This is a genomic window from Aquitalea sp. (genome assembly GCF_030150775.1).
GTDB classification, from domain to species: Bacteria; Pseudomonadota; Gammaproteobacteria; order Burkholderiales; family Chromobacteriaceae; genus Aquitalea; species Aquitalea denitrificans.
This window is the reverse complement of record NZ_JASLFG010000044.1, coordinates 1-25,111: the sequence shown is the minus strand read 5'-3', so window position 1 is coordinate 25,111 and position 25,111 is coordinate 1. Positions and strand designations below refer to the sequence as shown.

Below are 25,111 nucleotides of genomic sequence, written 5' to 3'. Positions count from 1 at the left end.
CTACAGCATTAGCTTGGCGCTGTACTGACACAGTAGTAACCTTCGCGCTCACAGGCCATTCCGTTTTCTTGCGCCGCAACAATCACGGAAGACGAATGGCATGCATGCTTAACTACATAAAGAATGCACACACAAATCATGCAGGCTCACAATAAACAAGCCATGACCGGTCTGACGCTGGCTGCGCTGGGCGTGGTGTATGGGGATATCGGCACCAGCCCGCTGTACACCTTGCGCGAATGCTTTACCGGACACGGCATGGCCACCACGCCTGACAATATCTTCGGGATTCTGTCGCTGATCTTCTGGTCGCTGATCTTCGTGGTATCCATCAAGTACGTGGTTTTCGTACTTCGAGCGGACAACCACGGCGAAGGCGGCATCATGGCGCTGATGGCGCTGGCGCGTCACTACGTCACCCATGCTGCGCGCTGGAAGGTAGTATTACTGGGCCTGTTCGGTGCTTCGCTGTTCTACGGCGATGCCATCATCACGCCGGCCATGTCGGTACTCTCTGCTGCCGAGGGCCTGGAAGTACTCAATCCGAACATGCAGCCCTATGTACTGCCGATTTCCATTACCGTACTGGTAGGGCTGTTTGCACTGCAGCGCTTCGGCACTGCCAGCGTGGGCATGCTGTTTGGCCCGGTGATGCTGGCCTGGTTCTCCATTCTGGGCCTGCTTGGCGTGCTGCAGATCATCCAGGCCCCTGGCATCCTCGCAGCCATCAACCCCTGGTATGCCTATAACTTTGTCGCCCACCATGGCATTGCTGCCTATCTGACGCTGGGCTCGGTGGTGCTGGCGCTGACGGGGGCAGAAGCCTTGTATGCGGATATGGGCCACTTCGGCAAGGCACCGATTCGCCGTGCCTGGTACGGCCTGGTATTGCCAGCACTAGTGCTGAACTACTTTGGCCAGGGCGCGCTTTTGATGCTCAAGCCGGAAACCATCAAAAACCCCTTTTTCCTGCTGGCTCCACAATGGGCGCTGCTGCCGCTAATCGTCCTGGCCACGCTGGCCACGGTGATTGCATCGCAAGCGGTAATTTCCGGTGCTTACTCGCTGACCCGCCAGGCCATCCAGCTGGGCTATAGCCCACGCATGGAAATTTCCCATACTTCGGAAAACGAAATCGGCCAGATCTACCTGCCCTTCGTCAACTGGGCGCTGCTGGTGGCGGTGCTGGTGGTCGTGCTGATCTTCCAGAGCTCGGATAACCTGGCCTCGGCCTATGGTATTGCCGTTACCGGCACCATGCTAATCACCACGCTGCTGTTCTTCGTGGTGGCGCGGGTCAACTGGCGCTGGCCGCTGCCCCTGGCGCTGGGCATCACCATTTTCTTCGGTATCATCGATACCGCCTTCTTCAGCGCCAACCTGCTCAAACTGTTCTCTGGCGGCTGGCTACCGCTGGTACTGGGCATGCTCATCTTCATGTTGATGACTACCTGGAAACAGGGTCGCAAGCTGCTGTTTGACCGCCTGCGTGAACAAGCCCTGCCGCTGGACGGTTTCATTGAAAATCTGGAGTCCTACCCGCCGACACGGGTACAGGGCACTGCGGTATTTCTTACCAGCACCCTACATGGCGTGCCGCATGCGCTGCTGCATAACCTGAAGCACAACAAGGTTCTGCACGATCGCATCGTACTGATGACCATCCGCACCGAAGATGTTCCCTACATCGATGATGACTCCAGACTGGAAGTGGTGCAGCTATCGCCATCGTTCTGGCGCGTGGTGGCCCGCTACGGCTTCAAGGAAGACCCCAGCGTGCTGAATGTGCTGACCTTGTGCGAAGCCGATGGCCTGGCTTTCGAACTGATGGACACCTCCTTCTTCCTGTCGCGCGAGACCATCATCTCCACCGAGCGTCCCGGCATGGCACGCTGGCGCGAACGCCTGTTCGTGTGGATGAGCAAGAACGCGTTGCGCGCGACCGACTTCTTCCAGATTCCCACCAACCGCGTGGTCGAACTGGGCGCACAAGTAGAGCTGTAGTCAAGCAACTACATCAAAAGGCAGGCATTTTTGCCTGCCTTTTTTATTTCCCTGCGACAAATCAGCAAATGTAATCGATTACAAACCACCAACACAAAGCAATATTTCCATTCATTTTCAGTTGTTTACACAAAATATTCATTCCATATTCGGTGTCGTGAATCTTTTCTGCGATAAAAAAAGCCGACTCAAACAAGCCGGCCAGTCGATGCAAAATGGATGAAATTTTACTATGTAGTGCGACAACTACATCGGCAGGTCAATTTCCCGCCTCACCCGCGCCCAGTCAAAGTAAGGCCCCGGATCCGTCTTGCGTCCTGGGGCAATATCTTCATGTCCCGTCATGGCTTGCAATGGCAGGTGCTGGCGTAGTTCCTGCACCAGCGCCAGCAGCATCTGGTACTGGGCATCGGCAAAGGGCTCGAAGTCACAGCCTTCCATCTCGACACCAATGGAAAAATCATTACAGCGCTCCCTGCCCTGCCAGCTGGAAACCCCGGCGTGCCAAGCCCGGGCCTGCACCGGGACAAACTGCACCAACTGGCCGCTGCGCCGAATAAAAAAATGTGACGAAACCCGCAGCTGCCTGATGGTGGCAAAGAATGGGTCTTCATCTGGATTCAGGCTATTGGTAAACAGCTGCTCCACTGCCTGGCTGCCATAACGATATGGTGGCAGGCTGATATTGTGGATGACCAGCAACTCGGGGCGACCATGTTCCCGCGCATCGCAATTGGGTGATGGCACTTGCCTGGCCTCCCTTACCCAGCCACTGGGTTCGAGATGCACCACCGGTCGCAAGCGGCCAGCCTGGTATAGCAGGCGCCACAGTACCAGGCCATCCGGTACGCTCCAGCGCTGTTCAAGTACAAAGCCAGCCTTGTGATAGAGCGCAATCGCCGCCGCGTTGACCTCGGCGGTATCCACGCTGACTTCATCAGCATCGGCCAGCAGGTGATTCAGCAGGCGATACCCCCAGCCGGCAGCAAAATGCGCCGGATCCACCACCGTACGCTCGATATGCCAACCACCCTGCTGGCGTTTGCTTGCCACCAGCACCCCACGCAAGGCCTCTCCCTCGAATGCGCCGATCACGCGATCACGGCAAGCCATTACCTGGCTTACCTCATGCCACATCACCGGCAGTGCCGGATAATTCAGCCATTTCACTTCCACCTGATGTGCCAGCAGCTGAATACGTAGCACGGCCTCAGCCAATGCAGGATCGCTTAGTACTACATCCTTGACGACAAAGGGAATATCCATTTCCACCTTTCGGGTTACGGATTGCCACACTCCGTCATTCTACTTCCCGGCATACAGTGGCAAAGCGCACAATAGGCTATTGTGCCAGCCTCGCCGCCAGCAGCCCATTCAATGCGGTGCATTTGAGCAGAATCATGGTTTTTTGCAATGCAGCACGGCACACTCGACACATTCACCCAGTTTGAGGCCACCCACCATGCTTACCCTGAATGATATCGGCAACACAGGCAGCGCCAGTTTCGAACAACCACTGGACATGCTGCTGGCCTGTCACGACAAGATACGCCGCTTCTGTGACCAGCTGGATAAACTGCCCGGCTATATTGCCGAGCATGGCGTCAATGATGCGGTGAAGAACACCATCGACGGTGTCATCCGCTATTTCGACGTAGCCGGCCCAGCCCACCATATTGATGAGGAAGAAGAGCTGTTTCCCATTTTGCTGGAGCGCGTGCCAACCGCGGCCCCGCGCATCGAACAACTGGAAGCCGAGCATGGCTATCTGCACTCGTGCTGGAATGCCATTCGCGACGATCTGCGTGCCCTGCGCAATGGTGAAATCGACAATATCAGCGAAAATGCAGTGGCCGAATTTGTGCGTCAGTACCGCGAACATGCCGCATCGGAAGAAGCCTGGCTGATTCCCACCGCAGCGGCCACCCTGAACACGGATGAATTGCGCAGTGCAGGCCTGCGTATGGCCCAGCGTCGCCAGCAGGCCTGCTGACACGGTCAGGCCACCATGTAAAAAGGATGCCAACGGCATCCTTTTTACTTCGTCCCAACGCCCCTGATCAGGCAGTCAGTTTCAGCAAGGCAGCAAAGGCATCTTCGAACAGCTTGAGGCCATCCTGCTGCAGCTTGTCACCCACCGCCACCAGGTCGATATCAGCCTCGGCCACCTCCAGCAGGGTGATCTGCGCCTGCTGTGCGTCCTGTGGCAGGGTCAGCGCGGCTACACCATGATCACGGAAGGCTGCCAGCGTGGCATCCGGGACGGTATTGACCGTCTCATCACCAATCAGGCTTGCCACGTAAAGAACGTCTGAGTAAGCCGCATTCTTGGTACCAGTAGAAGCCCACAGCAGGAATTGCGGCCAGGCACCTGCCACCTTGAGCGCAGCAAACTCGCTGCCATGAAAGCGCTGCTGGTAGCGTGCATAAGCCACTTTGGACAGCGCAATGGCAGCCTTGCCTTGCAGGCTGGCCGGCAATTGCGGGTCCAGCAGGCTATCCACCCGTGACAGGAAGAAGCTGGCCACGGCCTTGATGCCGGCTACCGGCTTTCCGGCCGCCAGGCGTGCGCTCAGGCCATCGATATAGGCATCCCACACTGCTTCCACCTGCGGCAGGCTGAACAGCAAGGTGATGTTGACGTTGATGCCCTCGGCGGTCAACGTCTGGAAAGCGCGGATGCCCTCTGCCGTAGCCGGGATCTTGATCATCGCATTCGGACGGTTGATCTCGGCCCACAAACGACGTGCCGCAGCCAGGGTACCGGCTTCGTCATGCGACAAGGCCGGGGAGACTTCCAGACTGACATAGCCGTCATTACCGGCGCTGCTGCGGTATTGATCCTGTAGCAGATCACAGGCGGCCTGGATGTCCGGCACCACCAGTGCTTCGTAACGCTGCTCGGCGTTCAGGCTGGCATCCGCCTGCAAGCGTGCCAAGTCGGCCTGGTAGCTGGCATCAGTGCTGATGGCCTTGTAGAAGATGGCCGGATTGGAAGTAACACCGGCGATACCGTCTTCCTGCAGCAGGCGGGCCAGTTCACCCGAAGCCAGCAGTTCACGGGACAGGTTATCCAGCCAGATACGCTGGCCGAACGGACGAATGGATTGCAGACGGTTCATGGTGTGGTCCGGAGTCGGGAAGTTTGCACAGAAGAAGAACATCCTAGCGCGACTACGTTAGAAGGCCAAGTCCATAATGCAGCGAATGGCCGTTAACGTGCAGGGAAATCACTAACTAAAACGTCATCAACAAACGGCTGAATGAAATTAATGAATTCCAGATGGGCAGGGTGGGTCAGGTAGGCATCACGGGCTGCCGTGTCGGCAAACTGCAGCAGCCAACCATGGGTAAATCCATGCTGCAAGCCTTCCGGACTGCAATCCGCACCACCGCTCAGCGACAAAATGTCTGGCACAAGCTGCGCCAGGCGGGAAAAGCGTTGGCTGATGCAGCACAGATCAGCCACCTTACAGGACGGTACAAAACGGAAGAGCACAATGTGCTGCAACATGGACACTCCAATTAGGCAACAAGTCCCCGATTATGCTGCCTGTCTTGCCAGCTGCCCATGCGTGCAAGTACGCAGTCAAGCATGCTCAAGCATGGCCTCCGGACTGCATTTCCGGCTCTGCCGAACGCTCGCGCTGGAAAATCACGCTGAAAGTACTGCCCTTGTCCGGCTCGCTGCGGATTTCCAGCTTGGCATTATGGCGGGCAATCACATGCTTGACGATGGCCAAGCCCAGCCCGGTACCACCATTGCCTCGCGAACGCCCACGGTCAACCCGATAGAAACGTTCGGTCAGTCGCGGAATATGCTCGCGCGGAATGCCAATGCCACTGTCCTTGACAGAAAAACACAGCCTTTCACCATCGGCCTTCCACGTCAGGACGATGTCGCCTCCTTCCGGGGTGTAGCGCACAGCATTGGATACCAGATTGCCAAATGCCGAATGCAGCTCCTGTGCACTGCCCCACAGCCACTGGCTGCAGCCCTTTTCCAGCCGGACATGATGCCGGCCTTGCGACAGGCCTTCAGCTTCTACCATCAGGGTATCCAGCATTTCCTGCATATTCACCTTCTCGGCAGCAACGGCCTTGGGGCTGTTTTCCAGCCGGGACAGAGTAAGCAGGTCTTCCACCAGGCTCTGCATACGGCGTGATTGCTCCATCATCATGGGCAGGAAATGGCTGAGCGTGGCCTGATCGACTTCTTCCATGTCGGACAGGGTTTCCAGAAACCCGCCTACCACGGTCAAAGGAGTACGCAGTTCATGCGAAACATTGGCAACAAAATCCCGGTGCACCGTCTGCACCCGTTCCAGCGAGGTAATATCCCGGCTGAGCAGCAGCTTGCGCGTTGAATCAAACGGAACCAGCTGTACCGAAATCACCAGTTCACGTGGCTGAGTAAACTGCAGCACCAGCGGCTGGCTGAAGCTGGCACTTTTCATATAGCTATGAAAACTGGGCTGACGGATGAGGTTGAGGATCTGGTTGCCCACATCCTGCTTGCGGTCCAGGTTCAGATGCTCCATCGCCATCGGGTTGATCCACTCGATACGGTCATGCTCATCCAGCACCACCACCCCGTCAGGCATGGCTTCACCGGCATTGATGAAGCGCTCCAGTACATTGGTCAGCTTGCGCTTACTTTGCATCTGGGTGCGCATGGTGCGGTACAGCGTCATGAACACGGTATGCCAGGCACCGAAGCCATCCGGCACCCGCTCGGCCGTCGGGTGATCCAGCCAGCGCAGCAGCAGGGCGATGTGATACAGATGAAAACCCAGCCAGGCCAGCAGGGCGACGCAGGCAGCAATCAGGCCTTCAATCGGTCCGGAAAATGCCCAGAAGGCAAGACCAATGAAGAGGATGACAATCAGCCATGCCAGAGTACGCTGCAGGAATTCTCGCAAGACAACCTCACTGCTGAGTGGAAAAACGATAGCCGGTACCACGTACGGTCTGAATCAGCGCGTCGTGACCCGTGATCTCGAGCGAACTGCGCAGGCGGCGGATATGTACATCAACCGTGCGTTCCTCCACAAAGACATGGTCACCCCACACCTGATCGAGCAGTTGCGAGCGTGAATGCACCCGTTCCGGATGGGTCATGAAGAAATGCAGCAGGCGGAATTCGGTAGGGCCCAGGTCGATAGTATCGCCATTGCCGCTAACGCGGTGAGTGATAGGATCCAGTCGCAGTCCCTGCACTTCAACAGCATCGTCGGTCATTTGCGGTGCACGGCGGCGCAGCACCGCCTTGATGCGGGCCAGCAGTTCACGCGGGGAAAACGGTTTGGTGATGTAATCGTCCGCGCCGGATTCCAGCCCGGTAATCTTGTCCTGCTCATCTGAGCGCGCAGTCAACATGATGATGGGAATATGCTTGGTGCGCTCATCCGAACGCAGGCGCTTGGCAATATCCACACCGGAAGCACCCGGCAACATCCAGTCCAGCAGCACCAGGTCCGGCAGGGCATTGCGCACCAGAGTGAGTGCAGCCTCCGCCGTGCTGGCACGCAACACGTGGTGCCCTGCCTGGGTAAGGTTAAAGGCGATCAGTTCCTGAATTGCAGGTTCGTCTTCGACAAGCAAAATATTGGCAGCCATGTATCGGTCCAGTCCCGGTTTGATGATGGCAAGGATAAAAAGCAGCGATTACAGAAATATGACATTTCTTAAATAGTTGGCAAAACTTCTGTAATGCTTGTCATCCAGGGCGGCAAGGCCACCATCTTGCCACGTCATGACCAAGATACTGACAAAAAAAACGGGCCTGCCGCATGGCAGACCCGGAATGGCCTTCGTCAAAAAATTTGTTTGTCTGACTTGAGACCAGGGACAAAGAGATCACCAGGACAGTTTCAAACAGGCACAGGGACATGCGCCCATCAGCAACGAATCCAGACTGGAACCATTACGGCGGGACAGTGCCGCAACAGCTCCGATAAGGCAGGCATTGTACGGAGCAAGCGGTAATAATTTAATGTAAAAATATGGGATTTTTCGCATTAATGCCTTGTAAAATGGCTTTTTAATGCCATAAAACCTTTGATTCGAAACATGGATAAATTCGACAAAAAAATCCTCACCAGCCTGCATGAAAATGCCCGTATCAGCTATGCCGAGCTGGCTCGCCGGGTAAACCTGTCGGCCCCAGCCATTGCTGATCGTGTCGAGAAGCTGGAAAGAACAGGGGTGATTACCGGCTACCATGCGCAGATCGACCCAGCCAAAGCCGGGCTACCCATCCTGTGCATGATAGAACTGACCGTCAAACATCTGGATTACTACGTGGTTCTGGACCGCATCCGCAACATGCCGCAGGTGCTGGAGTGCGCGTCCATTACAGGAACCAGCGGTCTGATGATGAAAGTAGCGGTGGACACCATGCCCAGCCTGCAGACCCTGATTGCCCAGTTGATGCAGTTTGGCGATACCAAAACGTCCATCATCATCGACATGCCGGTAGCACCGCGCATGCCGCAATTGCTGCAGGATGACTGAACACCTGCGGGAACCTGCCTGCCACCTGACAGCTACATGCCGACTGCTAATCCATGCTGCCGGGAAGATGGGATGTGGGCCAATTTTCCAGGGCAAAAAAATGGCCGAAGAATCATCGATTCTTCGGCCAAGCTCTTGGGAGAGACCATATAGAAGCACATCTACGAACGAAGCACCCAGGCTGTCATCTTCTGACCAATCACAACCGGGTTTACTGCACTGCCTTCTCCCCAACAGATCTGACACTGCCAGGAAGAAGGCATTACTAAAGTTACTTGGCGGCCGCCCAGGCCAGCGAGGTATCCAGCATACGGTTGGCAAAGCCCCATTCGTTGTCGTACCAGGACAGCACCTTGACTTCACGCCCGGCAATAACGCGGGTCAGCGTGGAATCAAATATGCTTGAAGCCGGGTGGTGCAGGAAATCACGCGATACCAGCGGCAGGGTGTTAACGGCCAGCACGCCGGCCAGCTTGCCCTTGGCGGCGGTAGTGATGAGTTCGTTCACTTCGGCCACGGTGGTGTCACGGCTGGCAGTAAAGGTGAGGTCCACCAGCGAAACATTGCTTACCGGCACGCGGACGGCAAAGCCATCCAGCTTGCCTTGCAGCTTGGGCAGAACCAGGCCCACGGCAGCGGCAGCACCGGTCTTGGTGGGAATCATGGAGACAGCTGCGGAGCGGGCGCGACGCAGGTCGGAGTGGTCGGTATCCAGCAGCACCTGATCGTTGGTGTAGGCATGGATGGTGGTCATCAGGCCACGTTCGATACCGACGGTGTCGATCAGCGGCTCTACCAGCGGGGCCAGGCAGTTGGTGGTGCAGGAGGCATTGGATACCACGGTCATGGCGCTGGTCAGCACGTCGTCGTTCACGCCGAATACCACGGTGGCATCGGCATCGTTGGCCGGGGCGGAAATCAGCACGCGTTTGGCGCCGGCTTCCAGGTGCAGCGCGGCCTTGTCGCGCTTGGTAAAGATGCCGGTACATTCCAGTACCACATCAACGCCCAGTTCTTTCCACGGCAATTCGGCCGGGTTACGGATGGACAGCAGTTTGATCGGCTTGCCGTTCACCACCAGGGCATCGCCTTCCAGCGCAATGGTGCCGCCAAACGGGCCGTGCACGCTGTCAAAGCGGGTGAGGTGTTCGTGCAGTTCCGGCTTGCCCAGGTCATTGATGGCCACGATTTCGATGTCGCGGTCAGCAAAACGCTCCTGCCAGGCGCGGACCACCATGCGGCCAATGCGGCCGTAACCATTAATGGCAACTTTCAACGTCATGATGCATCCTCCTAATTTGATAATTGGTGCAGGGTCATCTGGTGCCCTGCGCCTTTCAATTTCTGCTCCTTTTGCGCTGTAAGCAAGCGACTACAAAAGTAGTGTGCGGGTTACCAACAATGCGGCGAAATCCTTACCAGCAAAGGCTCGCCGCCGTGTAGTGCCATTCGGGTTTTACACCTGCAACAAACTGGCAAAAGGAGCAGGGTCTTCTGTCAGCATCACATGCAGCAGTGTGGCCGAGAAGGTTGTCACCCCGCGTGCACCCAGTGCCTGCAAGGCGGTGGCATCCACCAGGCTGGCATCGGCCACCTCCACCCGCAGACGGCTGCCGGCCACCACATCCACTCGTTTTACATTAGCCTGTCCACCCAGAGCCTGCTGCCAGGCAGCACGCTGCCCATCCGAGGCAACCGGGCGCTGCGCACGCACGACAGGCTGCGGGACGGCTGCTGCCGGTGTGCTGTCAGTCGCCCCTTCGCCTTGCAGCAAGGCAGTGCGGATTTCATCGGAGATCAGGTCTGCTTCCGGTCCCAACACAACCTGCACGCTGCCAGCAGCCGGCTTGATCAGCCCGCGCGACCCCAGCGCCTTGAGCGCTGCTTCATCCACCTTGTCATTGTCCGCCACCTGCAGACGCAGACGGGTGGTGCAGGCATCCACCGACTTGAGATTGGCCACCCCGCCCAGCGCCAGAATGAAACCGCGGGCACGGGCCGAACCTTCCACAGCCACCACGACTACCTGTTGCACCGCTTCACGACCCATGGTCTGCAAATCGAATTTACGGATGAAGAAGCTGAACAGGCTGTAATACACCACGAAGTACAGCAGCCCCACCGGCAGCAACAGCAACGGCTTCTGGGCAATGCCGAAATTGAGCAGATAATCGAACAGACCCGCAGAAAAGCCAAAGCCCAGATGCACACCCAGTGCGTACATCAAGGCCATGGCAATACCGGTCAGCACGGCATGGATGGCATACAGCACGGGGGCAAGAAACATGAAGGCAAACTCGACCGGCTCGGTCACCCCGGTCAGGAAGGCGGTCAGCGCCATGGAAAACAGCACCCCGCCGACTGCCGCCTTGTTTTCCGGCTTGGCTGCCCGATACATCGCCAGGCAGGCGGCAGGCAGGCCAAACATCATTACCGGGAAAAAGCCGCTCATGAACATGCCGGCACTTCTATCCCCGGCAAAGAAGCGGGTGAGGTCGCCATGCACTAGCTTGCCTGCCGCGTCAGTGTAATCACCCACCTGGAACCACACCATGGTATTGAGAATGTGGTGCAAGCCCGTCACGATCAGCAGGCGATTGAGCACGCCGTAAATGAACAGGCCAATTTCGCCAACGCCGATCAGCCACTTGCCCACCGCATCGATGCCGTTTTGTACTGGGGGCCAAGCCAGGCCCAGCAGCACGCCCAGCAGCAACATGGCAAAACCAGTGGCAATCGGCACAAAGCGTCGCCCGCCAAAAAACGCCAGATAGGTAGGGAGCTTGATGTCTTTGTAGCGGTTGTACAGCACACCGGCGATGAGGCCGGACAAAATCCCCGCCAGTACCCCCATATTGATGGCAAACGGTTTGCCCTCTGCGTCCAGATGCACCAGAGGCTTGAACACCGCATAGGCCAGCAGGGTATCCGGCATCACCTTCAGTACGGCCGTCAGCACCATGTAGCCGATGGCACCCGCCAGGCCCGCAGCGCCGTTGTTGTCGCGGGCAAAGCCCACCGCCACGCCAATGGCGAAAATCAGTGCCAGATTGCCGAAGATGGCATCCCCGGCCTGCGCCATCACCTTGATGTTCAACAGATCCGGCTGCCCCAAGCGCAATAGCAGGCCGGCAACCGGCAATACCGCGATCGGCAGCATCAATGCCCGGCCCAGTTGCTGGATACCGGCAAAATTGTTCTGTGTACTCACCTCAACGCCTCCTGTGGTTATCGGATAGCCAGCGGCCATCCCTTTTTGCCCACCTGTCGACCTTTCCGGCCAACAAACGGGATATATCGCAATCAATCAGCCAGATAGTGTGGGCCGGTCGGACCGGTCAGGGCGGCACCACGGTCACGGCAGGATGAACCATGCCGCTAGCAATGGCAGGGAAGGCAGCATGTGCCGCCAAGAACATGTCAGCAGACACAGACAGGTATTGATGGATGTGAGACATCCGGGCTTCTCCTGTTCGGGCCAGGAGTGGCCAATGTGATGGCCAGGCTCCCGGGACTCAGGCCATGCCGGATGCACCGTGCCAGGATGTGGCACAGGCAGCATCATGCACGGCAGCAGGCCGTATGGGGTTGACTGATGGCCGCCAGACAGTGGCCATGGGCAGTTCAGATTTCAATGCGTACGGGTGACCTTGGACAGATGGCGCGGGGTATCCGGGTTGAGGCCACGTGCTTCCGACAGCTGCGCTGCCATCAGATAAAAGCTCTGGATGGCCAGCAGCGGGTCCAGTGCTTCGTCAGCAGCCACGCTCAACGTCAGGTCGCGGCTGGCAACGTCATCCGGTGCCGCCAGCAACACCCGGGCACCACGGCCACGCATTTCCTCGGCCAGGGCAATCAGGCCCTGTTGCTCCGGTCCACGCGGCGCAAATACCAGCAGCGGGTAGCCTTCATCGATCAGAGCCATCGGGCCATGTTTGATTTCAGCGCCTGAGAACGCCTCGGCCTGGATGGCGCAAGTTTCCTTGAACTTGAGTGCGGCTTCCAACGCCACGGCAAAACCGAGACCACGCCCCACTACCATGATGCGTTCTGCGGCAGCAAGAACCGGGATGGCAGCCGACCAGTCCTGTCGGCAAGCCAACTGCAACTGGCCTGGCAGTTGATCCAGTGCCTGCAACAAGGATGCATCGCCCTGCCAGTGCGCCACCAACCGCGCCACAGCAGACAGCGAGGCGATATAGCTCTTGGTGGCGGCTACGCTCTTTTCCTCACCGGCACACAGCGGCAGCGACCACTCGCACGCTGCCGCCAGCGGAGATTCGTGCTTGTTGACCAGGGCCACGGTGCGTGCCCCGGCCTCGGCCAGACGGCTCATGGTGTCGATCAGGTCCGGACTCTGCCCGGACTGGGACAGGGCCACCGCCAACTGGCCCTTTACCGCCAGCGGCGCGTGATGCAGGGTCACCAGCGACATCGGCAGTGACACCACCGGCACGCCCAGCCGCTGCATGGCGAGGTAAGCAAAGTAATTGGCCGCATGGTCCGAGCTGCCACGCGCCACGGTCAGTGCCAGCGTAGGCGGCGCAGTGGCCAGCTCGCGGCCCAGTACGGCCAGGCCCTCATCGGCATACATGTGTTGGGCAGCCACGGCATCGGCCGCGGACAGGGCTTCTTCATACATCAGAGACGACAAGGTGTTCTCCCTCCAGATAGACATCCAGCAAATTCAGCGCCTCATCCAGCACCAGCACATCCGCCCAGGCTCCCGGCTGCAGCCGGCCACGGTCGGCATGGCCCAGATAATCGGCCGGATACAAGGACAGCCGGTGCGAAGCCTCGGCCAGCGACAAGCCGATGGACACCAGATTGCGCAATGCCTGATCCATGGTCAGCGTGCTGCCTGCCAGCGTGCCGTCAGCCAGACGCACCCCACCCAGGCATTTGTGTACGGTGTGCGAGCCCAGCTTGTACTCACCATCCGGCATGCCGGCTGCTGCGGTGGAGTCGGTAACGCAATACAGCCTGGGGATGGCACGCAGCGCGGTGCGAATGGCACCGGGATGCACATGCAGCAGATCGGGAATCAGCTCGGCGTATTCGGCATGGGCCAGCGCCGCGCCCACCATGCCCGGCTCGCGGTGATGCAGGCCGGTCATGGCATTGAACAGATGGGTAAAACCTGCCGCGCCCTGTTGCAGCGCCTGCACACCGTCTTCGTAACTGCCCAGGGTATGGCCGATCTGCACCCGAATGCCGGCATCGCTCAAGGCGCGGATGATGTCCATGTGGCCGGGAATTTCCGGTGCCAGTGTCAGCAGGGCAATCGGAGCCAGTTGAGCCAGTTTTTCAATTTGCGACAGCACGGCCTGACAGGCATCGTCCGGTTGTGCACCCAGCTTGCCGGGGTTGATATACGGGCCTTCCAGATGCACGCCCAGCAAACGGGCACTGCCACGAGCACGCTGGCGGCATGACGGCCCCAGCGCAGCCAGCACGCTTTCAATTTCCTCCATCGGTGCGGTCATGGTAGTGGCCAGCATGGAGGTAGTGCCGTGGCGAGCATGCAACTGTGCCACGGCTTCGGCAGCCAGGCCGCCTTGCATGATGTCCACCCCGCCACCGCCATGTACATGCAGGTCGATGAAGCCAGGCAGGATATAGCGCGCTGCCGCGCGGCCTGTTGGCAAGCAGTCCTTGATGGCAGCAATGCGGCCATCCTTGCCCAGTTCCAGCATGCCGTCCCGCCAGCCATCGGCAGTCAGGATGCGGCCCTGCAGTACATGTCGTGTCGTCATCGTCTCAGTTCGGCTACAAAATCGTAATAATCGTTACGGCAATAAGTGTCGGTCAGCTCTATTGCCTGATTGTCGGCATTGAAGCCAATGCGGGTGATCAGCAACATGGCCTCGCCCTGACGGATGCCGGCCAGTGCTGCGATCTCCGCCGAAGCATTCACGGCACGGATATGCTGCAGCGCTCGTACCACCGACTGCCCGGCACTATCCAGATAGGCGTACAGCGAGTTACCCACTTTATGCGGCTCAGGCAAAACGGCCACTGGCAAAGTGGTCATCTCGATCGCCATCACTACGCCATCGGCCAGCCGTTGCCGCTTCAGCCGTGCCACCTGAGAGGTGGGCGACAGCCCCAGCTTGATCACCTCATCATTGCTGGGCGGATGAATACCCCGCTCCAGCCATACCGACGACGGCTCAAAGCCGCGCTGGCGTAATTGTTCGGTAAATCCCACCAGCCGGGACAAGGGCTGTTCCAGCCGCGGTGTGATGAAGGTGCCGGAACCATGGCGGCGGCGAATCAGCCCCTGCTCCAGCAATACATCCATCGCCTTGCGCGCTGTCACCCGCGAAATGCCCAGTTCTTCGGAAAAAGTGCGCTCGGACGGCAGGGCTTCATCAGCCTGCCACCAGCCGGCATTGATGGCCTCCGCCAGTTTGCGGGCAAGCTGCAAATACAGCGGTGTGGTGGACTCCCCTTCCGGCTTGAGTGCGCTCCAACGGTTTTCCATAAGCGGTCTGCAACTGGTCTGATTGATAACAGGCCGAATATCGCATTCCTGGCCCGGCAAGACCAGCATCTGTCATGCTGCGAAAAGTTAATACCACTCAAATACCACGTCAATACCAATTATTGAAAATCAAGCAGAAGTGACAGCACGCACGCTGAGCTTGCTCATGCTGTAGCAGCATGATTTGCGGGCGGTTCAAGACAGACGGGATGGGATTTGTAGTGGAAATACCTGACAAACTGGTATTTAAGTGGTCATATTGCATGACTAAAACGTGAACAGCCTAGAAAAAAGGTCATCACACTCAGGCAGTGCATGACTCCCGGAGGAAAGCTGCCACCCTGCCGCCAGTCTGTTCCAGGCCAGACCGGGCAGCGTGGCCAGAAAACCACAGCAGCTCGTACCACAATGCAACAGGGGCCATTAGCGGCCCCTGAGAAACAGCATTACACCTGCAGCGAAGGTGGTTTACCTGCGCCAGCTGATCAGCACAACACCAGAGAGAATGATGACCATGGCCAGGATTTCCTGCTGCCCGACATGCTCGCCCAGCAACAGAACACCCAGCAATACTGCGATGATGGGATTAACGTAGGCATAGCTGGTAGCCGCGGCTGGCGATACCGTTTTCAGCAGATGCAGATAGGCACTGTAGGCCACCATGGAGCCAAAAACCGACAGATAGGCGATTGCCGCCCAACCCTGCCAGGCCGGCATGGCTGCCAGATGCTCGCCGGTTACGACACTGCCCAGCAGCAAGGCCAGGCCGCCAAAAATCATCATCCAGGCACTACCCATCGGGCCCTTGGGTTGAACGATCACCCGGCTCCAGGCCGACCCCAGCGCCCAGCCAGCCGAGGCAAACAGCAGCCAGAATGCGCCCATGGGGCTGGTACGCAGATTGGAACCCAGGTTCAGCACCACAATGCCCAGCATACCCAGCGCAATACCCGCCCATTCGCGGCCACGCGCGCGCAGACCAAAACAGAAGCGGCCAAACAGCACGGTGAACAAGGGCACCGTGGCCACCACCAGCGCAGCCACTCCGGAAGACACCTGTTTTTCGGCCAGAGTGACAAAACCATTGCCGATGGCCGGCATCAGCACACCCAAAATGGCGGCACCGCACAATTCCTGCCGACTGGGCAGGCGATGGCCACGTAGCAGCAGGAAAGCCAGCATTACACTGCCGGCAAACAGAAAGCGCAGGCCGGCCATCATGAACGGTGGCCAGGATTCGATGCCGATACGGATAAAGAAATAGGTGGAACCCCAGATTACATACAGGGCAAAAAAGGCTGACAGGGTCAGCAAGGATAGCGAAGCGGGGCGGGCAGACATGGCGGACTCGGGGATACTGGCCGCATACCTTGCCTTCGGCCAATAAAAAACTCAAGCACGTGCAGGGAAAGCTCTGTTCTATCACCAGAACAATCCCGACACGGTCAGACCAGCGCTAGCGGGTAGCCAGCCGCTGCAGAATGTTGGAGAACTCTTCCATATAGGTATCGAAACGCGTGGCCAGCCGGTCCACATCGGTAGCAAAGCGGTTATACGCCACCACGGCGGGGATGGCGGCAAACAAACCTATTGCCGTTGCCACCAGTGCTTCGGCAATACCCGGAGCAACGGTGGACAAAGTAGCCTGCCCCACATTACCCAGCCCGATGAAGGCATGCATGATGCCCCATACCGTGCCAAACAAGCCAATGTAGGGACTGACCGAGCCAACGGTTGCCAGGAAGGAAGTATGGCTATCCAGCGTATCCAGCTCGCGCTGGGCGGCAGCGCGCATGGCGCGGCGCGAACCGTCCATGATGTCCGACAACTCAGCTCCGGTACGGCCACGCAGCTTGAGAAATTCGGCAAAACCGGACTGGAAGATGCGCTCCATACCCACGCTGTCATTACGACGGTTGGCGTCTTCATACAGGCGGTTCAGGTCGGCCCCGCTCCAGAAATTGCGTTCGAACTCGTCGCTGTGGCGACGCGCGGCACGCAATACCGCAATCTTGTTGAAAATCAGCGCCCACGACAGCACCGACACCAAGGCCAGGCCTGCCATGACCAGCTGCACCACCAGGCTGGCATTCATCACCAGGCTGAAAATGGAAATCTGCTGCACGATGTTTCCTTGTCTGCTTAATACGGCCTAACGCAATACGCGGCCAGTTGTGAAATCAATGATGGTGGAAGGCTTCCTGCGCTTGCCAATGCAGCCGGGCAGCGTCAGTACGGTCTGGCCAAAGGCCTTGCGACAGGCGGCTGCCGTCTTTAACGCACGCTGGCCCGCCCGGTTGGCAGAAGTGGACACCAGCGCACTGCCCAGCGCGCGGCACAGCGCAGCGGCTTCGCCGTGGGCGGTGATACGCACCGCAATTTTGTCGTGCCGGCCACGCAGGGCCGGTGGCACCTTGTGCGAAGCGGGCAGCAAAAAGGTATAGGGACCGGGCCAGTAACTGGCAAGTTCCGCCCACTGTGCCGCAGTCAGCGGCCTTACCAGATGGCGGATCTGCGCAATATTGGCCGCAATCACGATCAAGCCCTTGTGATTTGGCCTTGCCTTGACCGCCAGCACCCGGCGAATGGCCCGCACATCCGTTGGCAGACAGCCCAGGCCGAAACAGGACTCAGTAGAATAAGCGATCACACCCCCTCGGCGCAGGTGGGCACGTGCCTGCATCAGCAAACCGGCCTTGGGCAGGCGGCCAGGAAAGTGGAGCAAAGAGGAAGACGACATGCAGATGGGCAGGCATAAAAAACGGAAGCTGCCATTGTAGCGGCAGCGTCCACCATGATGAAACCGTGATCTGCGCTGGTTTCACTCTTTCTGGTTAAGATATTTGGCGTTGATGCGCGCCAGCGTGCCATCGCGCTGCATGCTGCGCAGCAATTCGTTCAGCTGCTGCACCTGGGCATCAGGCATGGCCGGATTGCAAGCCAGGTACAGCAAGGTGGTATTGAAGGTAAGCACCGGCTTGAGCTGGCTGACTTTCTCCCGCGCCAGCAGCGAGGCTCCCAGATACTTGCCGGTGGCCCAGAAATCGATACGCCCTGCCAGCAGTTTTTTCACATTAAGCTGATCGGTATTGGCCAGATCGACATCAAAACCACGGTCGATCAGATACTGCGATACCGCATCGCCACTGTAGCCCCCTATCTTGAACGGCCTGGTTTCCTCCAGCGACAGCACCGCATGCCGGTTGTCCGCCCGCGCATACAGCACCCAAGGGTTCTCCACCAGCGGGCCTATCCACTTGAACTGGTGCTCGCGGGCATCGGTACGGGTAGTGGAATACAGACAGGTATTGGCCTCCAGCACGGTAAGGTTGAAGGCACGAATCCACGGCAACAGCTCGATGGCATAGCTGCTGCCCGCACGTTTGAGCAGCTCCTGCACAATTTCGGTGGACAAACCACTGATGTGACCGCCCGGCCCGGTCATATTGAACGGCGGATAGTCTTCGGTCAGCATCCGCAGCGGCGGGGCAGCATGGACGGCAAAACTGGAGGCCAGCAGCAAGCTGGCCAGGCGGAAACGGCAGGTCATGGCAGGTGCTCCCCTCAGCAGCTCACGATCCAAGTTTAGTCATGGCTCAAATATTCTGCCATATGTCGTTTTCGCGCTGTTATTTACTTACCACAAATTGAAAACACAAACACATAAAATTTATAAATTCTATTGTATCTTCACAATATTGATAAGATTTTTTTGCTGCCCTAATACAGCCCAATTATAAATTGGAGTCATTGTAAAACCTGGCCTCGCTTGAAATTCACAATTCTGCACATCTTTTCTTGTAGAATTCTCTACAACAGGAAGTCCATCAACAGGAACATCACTCGCAAACAATGATGCATAGTTTCTTGCGTAGAATTCAACATTCTTTTCAATATAAAAATCAGGCCTTCCTATTAATTCATGAGCTCTTTCTTCTGCCGCAGTAGCAACTTCTTGCATTGTGATCTGCCCATTCTTAGAAATTCTATACCTAACGGCTGCCAACCTCATTTCTGCAGAAATAATACATTCTTTAATTGCCTGCTCTGCAGTGAGATTTACCATCTCATCGGTTGAATTATTTTCTTTATTTTTTTTAATTTTCAACTGAATAGAGTTGTCAACCTGGGCAGCGCCACGCTGCACAGAAGATGAAGAAACTTTCTTCTCAACATCAGAAAAATCTGTTTTTTTATGATAAAATCCGTACAATACTGAACACATCAAAATAACGACAATCAAAATAATAATAATAATCAATATTTGTAATATCCGCTGCATACACTACCTCAAGTTAACATTAGCAATAGCGGTAAAAATTCCAAAAATTTACTCCGAATAATACTTTTATATGACATATCGCAATTTGTCATCTTCATATAGAAGAAGAATTTTCGGAAAACATAGCAAGATGAAAATTCTTATAAAAAAACAGCACCACCAGGGTGCTGTTCTGTTGACCATTCGGTAGCGACGATCATTTCGGCCGGTTGATCGCCTTGCTGCCGATATCGCGGCGCAGCTGGCTGCCATCAAAATGGATGGCATCCGCTACCGCATAGGCTTTTTGCTGCGCCATCTTCACGCTGTCGCCCAAGCCTACCGCGCACAGCACGCGGCCGCCATTGCTGACTACCTGCTTGCTGTCGTTGAACGCCGTACCGGCATGGAACACCATGCTGTCTTCGGTTTCCGCCGGCAGGCCGGTGATGACGTCGCCCTTGCGCGGGGCATCCGGATAGCCGGCGGCAGCCAGCACCACGCCCAGCGCCACGCGGCGGTCCCATTCGGCTTCTACCTGATCCAGCTTGCCGTTGACACCGGCTTCCAGCAATACGGTGAAATCGGACTTCAGACGCGCCATGATGGGCTGGGTTTCCGGGTCGCCAAAGCGGCAGTTGAATTCGATGGTGAACGGGTTGCCGTCGTGGTCGATCATCAGGCCGGCATACAGGAAGCCGGTATAGCTGTGGCCATCCTTCTTCATGCCCTGCACGGTGGGCAGGATGATTTCGCGCATCACGCGGTTATGCACCTGCGGAGTAACCACCGGAGCCGGGCTGTACGCGCCCATGCCGCCGGTATTGGGGCCCAGGTCGTTGTCCAGCAGGCGTTTGTGGTCCTGGCTGGTGGCCATCGGCAGCACATGATCGCCATCCACCATCACGATGAAGCTGGCTTCCTCACCCTGCAGGAAGTCTTCGATCACCACGCGCGCACCGGCACTGCCCATCTTGTTGCCCACCAGCATATCGTCGATGGCGGCATGGGCTTCGTCCAGCGTCAGTGCCACCACCACGCCCTTGCCCGCGGCCAGGCCATCGGCCTTGATCACGATGGGCGCGCCCTTGCCAGCCACATAGGCATGGGCCTCAGCCGCATCGGTAAAGGTCTGGTAGCCGGCTGTCGGAATGCCATGGCGCTGCATGAAGGCCTTGGCAAAGTCCTTGGAGCTTTCCAGCTGAGCACAGAACTGGGTGGGGCCGAAGATCTTCAGCCCGGCAGCACGAAAGGCATCCACCACACCGGCAGCCAGCGGGGCTTCCGGGCCGACCACGGTCAGCTGGATGTCTTCACGACGGGCAAATTCAACCAGCGCCTCGTTGCCGCTCAGCTCGACATTGGTGAGATTGGGGTCCAGCGCGGTGCCGGCATTGCCCGGTGCCACATATACCTTGGAGACGCGATTGGACTTGGCAATACGCCACGCCAGCGCGTGTTCGCGGCCACCGGAACCGATTACCAACACTTTCATCTTGCGAGATCCTTCATCGTTAGCGGCAGCAGATGGCTGCCGGCATGGAGCAGCAGGCCCTGTCGGTCTGCGCTCAGAATTGTACATTCAGATTGGCAGGAAACGGATAAATCCCGCTGCCTGCATCGGGAAGCAACTGCGCGTGCTGGCTGATTTTCCTGCCGTCGATCAACCCCTGCCATTGCACATCCAGCGGATAAAAACGCGCGTCAGGGCTTGCCACGGGCCGCCACTGCCAGCGCGCTTGCACGTCGGTCACCGCCGGGCAGCCATCGCCGCCGGCATCACCACACACGCCCTTGTTGTCGGCCTGTTCGGTCAGATGCCCCATGCTGCGGATATCCGTGGCGGTGGCGTGGAAAAACTCCACCGTGCTGGCGGTATAGCCTTGCTGCAGATAGCTGCTGTGCAAGGTCCAGCCCCATTCATGCGGGCCCAGCTGTACCACGCGCGCGCTGGCCGCCATGCCGTTGGTGCCCATTTCCAGCTGCTTTTCCGTTTGCAGCACATACTGGCCGTTCTGCAACACAAACAGCAGCAGGCGGCTGATGCCGGAGGCGGCAAAGCTGTCCATGCCCTCGCCGGCCGAATCTGCCGTGTCCGCCACAAAGCTGGTCAGCAACAGCTGACGGCCCTGGCCGTCCCGGGCCAGTTGCAAGGGCCCGAATGCACCGACAAACGGGCCAGCACTATTGCTGGCCTTGGCGTCCAGCTTCCACTGGTCCGGTTTGGAGCCGGTCTGCATGTTCTGCGTGCTGCGGTACACCGCCAGCGCCTGCTCGGCCAGCCGGTTAAGGTCGGGCGTCTGGGCAAGCGGGGCCGGAGCCGGCGTCGGGGCCGGCTGTTCCAGCCAGTACACCGTAGCAGCCACGCCGAATATCAGCACAATCAGCAGCATGATTCTGGTGGTCTTGTTCACGGCTTCTCCGGCGGGCGGCAAAGCAACAGGGGTGCGGCCTCCCCGGCGCAACTTGCGCGGGGAGGCGGTATGCGCTTAGTGGCGGAAATGACGAACGCCGGTCAGTACCATGGCAATGCCGTGCTCGTCGGCAGCGGCGAATACTTCTTCGTCACGCATGGAGCCACCCGGCTGGATGATGGCCTTGATGCCCTGCTCGGCAATCACGTCGATACCGTCGCGGAAGGGGAAGAAGGCATCACTGGAAGCCACTGCACCTTGCAGGCTCAGACCAGCATCCTGTGCCTTGCGGGCGGCGATGCGGGTAGAGTCCACACGGCTCATCTGGCCGGCACCGATACCGGCGGTCTGGCCGTTGTTGCAGAACACGATGGCATTGGACTTGACGAACTTGGCCACGCGCCAGGCGAACAGCAGATCGGACATTTCCTGCGGGGTGGGTTGACGCTTGGTCACCACACGCAGTTCGTCCAGTGCCACATTGCGGATGTCCGGAGTCTGTACCAGCACGCCGCCGCCCACGCGCTTCAATTCGAAGCGGTTGGCACCGGTTTCCAGCGGAATTTCCAGTACGCGCACGTTTTTCTTGGCGGCAATGATGGCCTTGGCTTCTTCGGTGAAGGACGGGGCAATCAGCACTTCCAGGAACTGGCCGGTCACGGCTTCCACGGTTTCGGCATCCACCGGGCGGTTGAAGGCGATGATGCCGCCAAAGGCGCTGGTGGTGTCGGTGGCAAAGGCCAGCTTGTAGGCGCTCAGGGTGTCACCGGCCACGGCCACGCCGCAGGGGTTGGCATGCTTGACGATGACGCAGGCGGTCGCATCGAAAGTCTTGACCGCTTCCCAGGCTGCGTCAGCGTCAGCGATGTTGTTGTAGGACAGTTCCTTGCCCTGCAGCTGGCGGTAAGCGGAGATGGTGCCGGCTGCCGGGTCCAGGTCGCGGTAGAAGGCGGCGGACTGATGCGGGTTTTCGCCGTAGCGCATGTCCTGCACCTTGACGAACTGGGCGTTCAGGCGGTTCGGGAAAGCCACGCGTTCCGGCTTGCCGCTCACCACGCCATCGGCCAGGCTGGTCAGGTAGTTGGAGATGGCACCGTCGTAAGCGGCGGTGTGGGTGAAGGCCTTCTTGGCCAGTTCGAAGCGGGTGGTCTTGGCCAGCTTGCCGTCATTGGCCTTCAGTTCGGCAGTCAGCGCAGCGTAGTCGGCAGCGTCGGTGACGATGGCAACGTGGGCCCAGTTCTTGGCTGCGGAGCGCACCATGGTGGGGCCGCCGATGTCGATGTTTTCGATGGCGTCTTCCAGCACACAGTCCGGATTGGCGATGGTGGCTTCAAACGGGTAGAGGTTCACGCATACCAGGTCGATGTTGCCGATATCGTATTCGGCCATCTTGGCCACGTGCTCCGGCAGGTCGCGACGGCCCAGAATGCCACCGTGCACCTTGGGATGCAGGGTTTTCACACGGCCATCCAGCATTTCCGGGAAACCGGTGTAGTCGGACACTTCGGTCACCGGCACACCATTGTCAGCCAGCAATTTGGCGGTACCGCCGGTCGACAGGATATGCACGCCCAGTGCGGCCAGTTCCTGTGCAAATTCCAGAACACCGGTCTTGTCGGATACGCTGATCAGCGCGCGTTCGATTTTGGTCATGTTTCTCTACCACCTTGGCTAATGAATGAAAAAGCTGTTTTTACTGTGGCCTGATGCCCGCATCAGGCCGTATCCGGTTTGCCCTGCCTTGCGGGCAGGCACAAAAAAACCGGCCATCCTGTGTGGGGTATGGCCGGTTTATCTTCATATCAAATCATACGACTTCATTTTTTTACGCAGGGTGTTGCGATTGAGCCCGAGCAGCTCTGCCGCCCGGGTCTGGTTACCCTGCGTGTGGGTGAGCACCACCTCGATCAGGGGTTTTTCCACACAGGCCAGCACCATATCGTAGATGGAGGCAGGTATTTCGCCGTCCAGATCACGGAAGTATTGTTCCATCGCCAGCCGCACCGACTGGGAAATATGTTCGTTGTTTTGCATGTTTATTGTTCTGTCTTCAACATATGGTGTGAACGCTGCGTACTGCACTGTAGCCCGCTCCCGGGTGTCCTGCTGCTGCCTGCCGGTCAAGCCGACACCGTCTCTTCTGCCAGCTCGTCCAGGTATTCCAGGTGTTCCGACTGCCCAGCCAACTGATCGAAATAGCCTGCCACCGCCAGGCGCTGGCTGCCGGTTTCTTCCAGCTGGTACATGGTCTGGCGGAATTCATTGGAGCCCCTCAGCCCCCTGGTGTACCAGGCAATGTGTTTGCGGGCGATGCGGCAGCCGGAATACTCGCCGTAAAACCCGTACAAATCATCCAGATGCTCCAGCAACAGCTGGCGGATTTCCGTCACCGTGGGTGGCGGCAAGCATTCACCCGTCTCCAGGTAATGCTGCATTTCGCGGAAAATCCACGGCCGCCCCTGCGCCGCCCGGCCTATCATCACCGCATCGGCACCGGTGTACTGCAACACCTGCTGCGCCTTTTGCGGGGTGTCGATGTCACCGTTGGCAATCAGCGGAATGCCGATGCTGGCCTTGACCGCACGGATGGTGTCGTATTCGGCATCACCGCGATACATGTCTTCCCGGGTGCGGCCATGCAGCGCCAGCGCCGCGATGCCGCAGTCTTCGGCCAGCCGGGCGATGCGCAAGGCATTGCGATGCTCGGGACTCCAGCCGGTGCGGGTTTTCAGCGTCACCGGCACATCCACCGCCTTGACCACCGCGTCCAGAATGCGCCCCACCAGTGCTTCATCGCGCAGCAAGGCGGAACCGGCCGCCACATTACATACCTTCTTGGCCGGACATCCCATGTTGATGTCGATGATCTGCGCACCCTGCTCCACATTGATGCGTGCGGCCTCCGCCATCTGCTGCGGGTCCGAACCGGCAATCTGCACCGAAATCGGCTCCACTTCGCCGGCATGATCGGCCCGACGCAAGGTCTTGGCCGTGGCCCACAGCGACTTGTTGGAGGTAATCATTTCCGATACGGCCATGGCCGCGCCCATTTTCTTGCACAGCATGCGAAACGGCCTGTCCGTCACGCCGGCCATGGGGGCGACGATCAGCCGGTTTTTCAGGGTGTAAGGGCCTATGCGCATCGGAGTTTTCTGCGGTCAAACAAGCAAAAGGGCGGCCATTGTAATGCTTTTTTTTTGAGCAGTAAAAATCTTTTTGCTTATTTTTTGAGCAAGATCGATAGCCAGAAGAAATGGTACTGACGGGTACTGCGAGAAGGGGTGGGGGTTGGAAGTCAGCCGATAAGCCGGGTTCTGTCGTTGGACAGTCATTCCTCTAGTACTGCCGTTACCGACAGTCTCAAGCAACCTACCCGGGGACAACGCGAGCCACGTTAACGCCCCCCTATTTGGTCTTGCTCCTGATGGG

At 58.1% G+C, this 25,111-nt stretch carries 23 protein-coding genes, 1 other RNA gene and 1 pseudogene; 3 read left to right on the top strand and 22 right to left on the bottom strand.

The window, feature by feature from the left end; translation table 11 throughout:
* Window positions 1-138: 138 nt before the first annotated feature.
* The gene (gene kup / locus QVF59_RS15790; protein WP_159874621.1) at window positions 139-2,004 is read left to right on the top strand and encodes a low affinity potassium transporter Kup; all 1,866 of its coding nucleotides are present in this window, start codon (window positions 139-141) and stop codon (window positions 2,002-2,004) included.
* A gap of 246 nt (window positions 2,005-2,250) precedes the next feature.
* Here the strand turns inward: kup and ampD are convergent, their stop codons facing one another.
* Together ampD and QVF59_RS15780 are read right to left on the bottom strand one after the other, a co-directional pair.
* Window positions 2,251-2,805: a 1,6-anhydro-N-acetylmuramyl-L-alanine amidase AmpD gene (ampD, locus tag QVF59_RS15785; RefSeq protein ID WP_502866813.1), complete on the bottom strand. Its 555-nt coding sequence runs from the start codon at window positions 2,803-2,805 to the stop codon at window positions 2,251-2,253.
* A 66-nt stretch (window positions 2,806-2,871) separates the two neighbouring features.
* Window positions 2,872-3,117 (bottom strand): annotated as a pseudogene (locus QVF59_RS15780) (GNAT family N-acetyltransferase); the annotation flags it as partial.
* A 349-nt stretch (window positions 3,118-3,466) separates the two neighbouring features.
* On the opposite strand from QVF59_RS15780, the gene QVF59_RS15775 reads away from it, so the two are divergent.
* The gene (locus tag QVF59_RS15775) at window positions 3,467-3,997 is read left to right on the top strand and encodes a hemerythrin domain-containing protein (RefSeq protein ID WP_159874619.1); all 531 of its coding nucleotides are present in this window, start codon (window positions 3,467-3,469) and stop codon (window positions 3,995-3,997) included.
* A gap of 67 nt (window positions 3,998-4,064) precedes the next feature.
* Here the strand turns inward: QVF59_RS15775 and tal are convergent, their stop codons facing one another.
* The 4 genes from tal to phoB all read right to left on the bottom strand — a co-directional run bounded on the left by tal (window position 4,065) and on the right by phoB (window position 7,623).
* Window positions 4,065-5,126, bottom strand: a complete 1,062-nt coding sequence (gene tal, locus QVF59_RS15770) for a transaldolase (protein ID WP_159874618.1) — start codon at window positions 5,124-5,126, stop codon at window positions 4,065-4,067.
* A gap of 92 nt (window positions 5,127-5,218) precedes the next feature.
* Window positions 5,219-5,518, bottom strand: a complete 300-nt coding sequence (locus QVF59_RS15765) for a Dabb family protein (RefSeq protein ID WP_159874617.1) — start codon at window positions 5,516-5,518, stop codon at window positions 5,219-5,221.
* 85 nt (window positions 5,519-5,603) lie between these two features.
* Complete coding sequence (phoR, locus tag QVF59_RS15760) at window positions 5,604-6,926, bottom strand: phosphate regulon sensor histidine kinase PhoR (protein WP_159874616.1); 1,323 nt, start codon at window positions 6,924-6,926, stop codon at window positions 5,604-5,606.
* A gap of 7 nt (window positions 6,927-6,933) precedes the next feature.
* On the bottom strand, window positions 6,934-7,623 hold the full coding sequence (gene phoB / locus QVF59_RS15755; protein WP_159874615.1) for a phosphate regulon transcriptional regulator PhoB: 690 nt from the start codon (window positions 7,621-7,623) through the stop codon (window positions 6,934-6,936).
* A 453-nt stretch (window positions 7,624-8,076) separates the two neighbouring features.
* On the opposite strand from phoB, the gene QVF59_RS15750 reads away from it, so the two are divergent.
* Window positions 8,077-8,520 carry an Lrp/AsnC family transcriptional regulator gene (locus QVF59_RS15750; RefSeq protein ID WP_159874614.1) on the top strand — a complete coding sequence of 148 codons (444 nt, stop codon included), beginning with the start codon at window positions 8,077-8,079 and terminating at the stop codon, window positions 8,518-8,520.
* 271 nt (window positions 8,521-8,791) lie between these two features.
* Here the strand turns inward: QVF59_RS15750 and gap are convergent, their stop codons facing one another.
* The 16 genes from gap to rnpB all read right to left on the bottom strand — a co-directional run.
* The gene (gap, locus tag QVF59_RS15745) at window positions 8,792-9,802 is read right to left on the bottom strand and encodes a type I glyceraldehyde-3-phosphate dehydrogenase (RefSeq protein ID WP_159874613.1); all 1,011 of its coding nucleotides are present in this window, start codon (window positions 9,800-9,802) and stop codon (window positions 8,792-8,794) included.
* 174 nt (window positions 9,803-9,976) lie between these two features.
* The gene (gene nagE / locus QVF59_RS15740) at window positions 9,977-11,731 is read right to left on the bottom strand and encodes an N-acetylglucosamine-specific PTS transporter subunit IIBC (protein ID WP_287881188.1); all 1,755 of its coding nucleotides are present in this window, start codon (window positions 11,729-11,731) and stop codon (window positions 9,977-9,979) included.
* Window positions 11,732-12,151: 420 nt separating this feature from the next.
* Window positions 12,152-13,174 carry an SIS domain-containing protein gene (locus tag QVF59_RS15735; RefSeq protein ID WP_240902562.1) on the bottom strand — a complete coding sequence of 341 codons (1,023 nt, stop codon included), beginning with the start codon at window positions 13,172-13,174 and terminating at the stop codon, window positions 12,152-12,154.
* Window positions 13,155-14,276, bottom strand: a complete 1,122-nt coding sequence (nagA, locus tag QVF59_RS15730) for an N-acetylglucosamine-6-phosphate deacetylase (protein ID WP_287881186.1) — start codon at window positions 14,274-14,276, stop codon at window positions 13,155-13,157. The genes QVF59_RS15735 and nagA overlap by 20 nt, the downstream gene beginning before the upstream one ends.
* Window positions 14,273-15,007, bottom strand: coding sequence for a GntR family transcriptional regulator (locus QVF59_RS15725; RefSeq protein ID WP_159874610.1), 735 nt, complete (start codon window positions 15,005-15,007; stop codon window positions 14,273-14,275). Before QVF59_RS15725 ends, nagA begins: the two co-directional genes overlap by 4 nt.
* Before the next feature lie 468 nt (window positions 15,008-15,475).
* On the bottom strand, window positions 15,476-16,348 hold the full coding sequence (gene yedA / locus QVF59_RS15720) for a drug/metabolite exporter YedA (protein ID WP_287881184.1): 873 nt from the start codon (window positions 16,346-16,348) through the stop codon (window positions 15,476-15,478).
* Window positions 16,349-16,463: 115 nt separating this feature from the next.
* Window positions 16,464-17,132 carry a protein TolQ gene (tolQ, locus tag QVF59_RS15715; protein ID WP_159874608.1) on the bottom strand — a complete coding sequence of 223 codons (669 nt, stop codon included), beginning with the start codon at window positions 17,130-17,132 and terminating at the stop codon, window positions 16,464-16,466.
* Window positions 17,133-17,159: 27 nt separating this feature from the next.
* Window positions 17,160-17,747: an L-threonylcarbamoyladenylate synthase type 1 TsaC gene (tsaC, locus tag QVF59_RS15710; protein ID WP_287881182.1), complete on the bottom strand. Its 588-nt coding sequence runs from the start codon at window positions 17,745-17,747 to the stop codon at window positions 17,160-17,162.
* A gap of 81 nt (window positions 17,748-17,828) precedes the next feature.
* Complete coding sequence (locus QVF59_RS15705) at window positions 17,829-18,557, bottom strand: substrate-binding periplasmic protein (RefSeq protein WP_287881181.1); 729 nt, start codon at window positions 18,555-18,557, stop codon at window positions 17,829-17,831.
* A 129-nt stretch (window positions 18,558-18,686) separates the two neighbouring features.
* Window positions 18,687-19,289, bottom strand: coding sequence for a hypothetical protein (locus QVF59_RS15700; RefSeq protein ID WP_287881180.1), 603 nt, complete (start codon window positions 19,287-19,289; stop codon window positions 18,687-18,689).
* Window positions 19,290-19,485: 196 nt separating this feature from the next.
* On the bottom strand, window positions 19,486-20,763 hold the full coding sequence (gene purD / locus QVF59_RS15695; protein ID WP_287881178.1) for a phosphoribosylamine--glycine ligase: 1,278 nt from the start codon (window positions 20,761-20,763) through the stop codon (window positions 19,486-19,488).
* Between the two features lie 73 nt (window positions 20,764-20,836).
* Entirely contained in the window at window positions 20,837-21,682 is an 846-nt protein-coding gene (locus QVF59_RS15690; protein WP_287881177.1) for a hypothetical protein, read from the bottom strand.
* A 75-nt stretch (window positions 21,683-21,757) separates the two neighbouring features.
* Window positions 21,758-23,335 (bottom strand): bifunctional phosphoribosylaminoimidazolecarboxamide formyltransferase/IMP cyclohydrolase, encoded by a 1,578-nt coding sequence (gene purH, locus QVF59_RS15685; protein WP_159874604.1) that lies wholly within the window; start codon window positions 23,333-23,335, stop codon window positions 21,758-21,760.
* 144 nt (window positions 23,336-23,479) lie between these two features.
* Window positions 23,480-23,716: a helix-turn-helix domain-containing protein gene (locus QVF59_RS15680; RefSeq protein ID WP_045845804.1), complete on the bottom strand. Its 237-nt coding sequence runs from the start codon at window positions 23,714-23,716 to the stop codon at window positions 23,480-23,482.
* An 86-nt stretch (window positions 23,717-23,802) separates the two neighbouring features.
* Complete coding sequence (gene dusB, locus QVF59_RS15675; RefSeq protein WP_159874603.1) at window positions 23,803-24,825, bottom strand: tRNA dihydrouridine synthase DusB; 1,023 nt, start codon at window positions 24,823-24,825, stop codon at window positions 23,803-23,805.
* Window positions 24,826-24,969: 144 nt separating this feature from the next.
* Window positions 24,970-25,111, bottom strand: an RNA gene (gene rnpB / locus QVF59_RS15670) — RNase P RNA component class A; the annotation flags it as partial.

Bases quoted from the DNA above. Each gene is read 5' to 3' on its own strand.
- QVF59_RS15725 (WP_159874610.1), bottom strand. From the start codon at position 15,007: ATGGAAAACCGTTGGAGCGCACTCAAGCCGGAAGGGGAGTCCACCACA.
- tsaC (WP_287881182.1), bottom strand. From the start codon at position 17,747: ATGTCGTCTTCCTCTTTGCTCCACTTTCCTGGCCGCCTGCCCAAGGCC.
- tal (WP_159874618.1), bottom strand. From the start codon at position 5,126: ATGAACCGTCTGCAATCCATTCGTCCGTTCGGCCAGCGTATCTGGCTG.
- QVF59_RS15750 (WP_159874614.1), top strand. From the start codon at position 8,077: ATGGATAAATTCGACAAAAAAATCCTCACCAGCCTGCATGAAAATGCC.
- QVF59_RS15765 (WP_159874617.1), bottom strand. From the start codon at position 5,518: ATGTTGCAGCACATTGTGCTCTTCCGTTTTGTACCGTCCTGTAAGGTG.
- dusB (WP_159874603.1), bottom strand. From the start codon at position 24,825: ATGCGCATAGGCCCTTACACCCTGAAAAACCGGCTGATCGTCGCCCCC.
- kup (WP_159874621.1), top strand. From the start codon at position 139: ATGCAGGCTCACAATAAACAAGCCATGACCGGTCTGACGCTGGCTGCG.
- QVF59_RS15700 (WP_287881180.1), bottom strand. From the start codon at position 19,289: ATGCAGCGGATATTACAAATATTGATTATTATTATTATTTTGATTGTC.
- purD (WP_287881178.1), bottom strand. From the start codon at position 20,763: ATGAAAGTGTTGGTAATCGGTTCCGGTGGCCGCGAACACGCGCTGGCG.
- QVF59_RS15680 (WP_045845804.1), bottom strand. From the start codon at position 23,716: ATGCAAAACAACGAACATATTTCCCAGTCGGTGCGGCTGGCGATGGAA.
- gap (WP_159874613.1), bottom strand. From the start codon at position 9,802: ATGACGTTGAAAGTTGCCATTAATGGTTACGGCCGCATTGGCCGCATG.
- yedA (WP_287881184.1), bottom strand. From the start codon at position 16,348: ATGTCTGCCCGCCCCGCTTCGCTATCCTTGCTGACCCTGTCAGCCTTT.
- nagA (WP_287881186.1), bottom strand. From the start codon at position 14,276: ATGACGACACGACATGTACTGCAGGGCCGCATCCTGACTGCCGATGGC.
- QVF59_RS15775 (WP_159874619.1), top strand. From the start codon at position 3,467: ATGCTTACCCTGAATGATATCGGCAACACAGGCAGCGCCAGTTTCGAA.
- phoB (WP_159874615.1), bottom strand. From the start codon at position 7,623: ATGGCTGCCAATATTTTGCTTGTCGAAGACGAACCTGCAATTCAGGAA.
- QVF59_RS15705 (WP_287881181.1), bottom strand. From the start codon at position 18,557: ATGACCTGCCGTTTCCGCCTGGCCAGCTTGCTGCTGGCCTCCAGTTTT.
- purH (WP_159874604.1), bottom strand. From the start codon at position 23,335: ATGACCAAAATCGAACGCGCGCTGATCAGCGTATCCGACAAGACCGGT.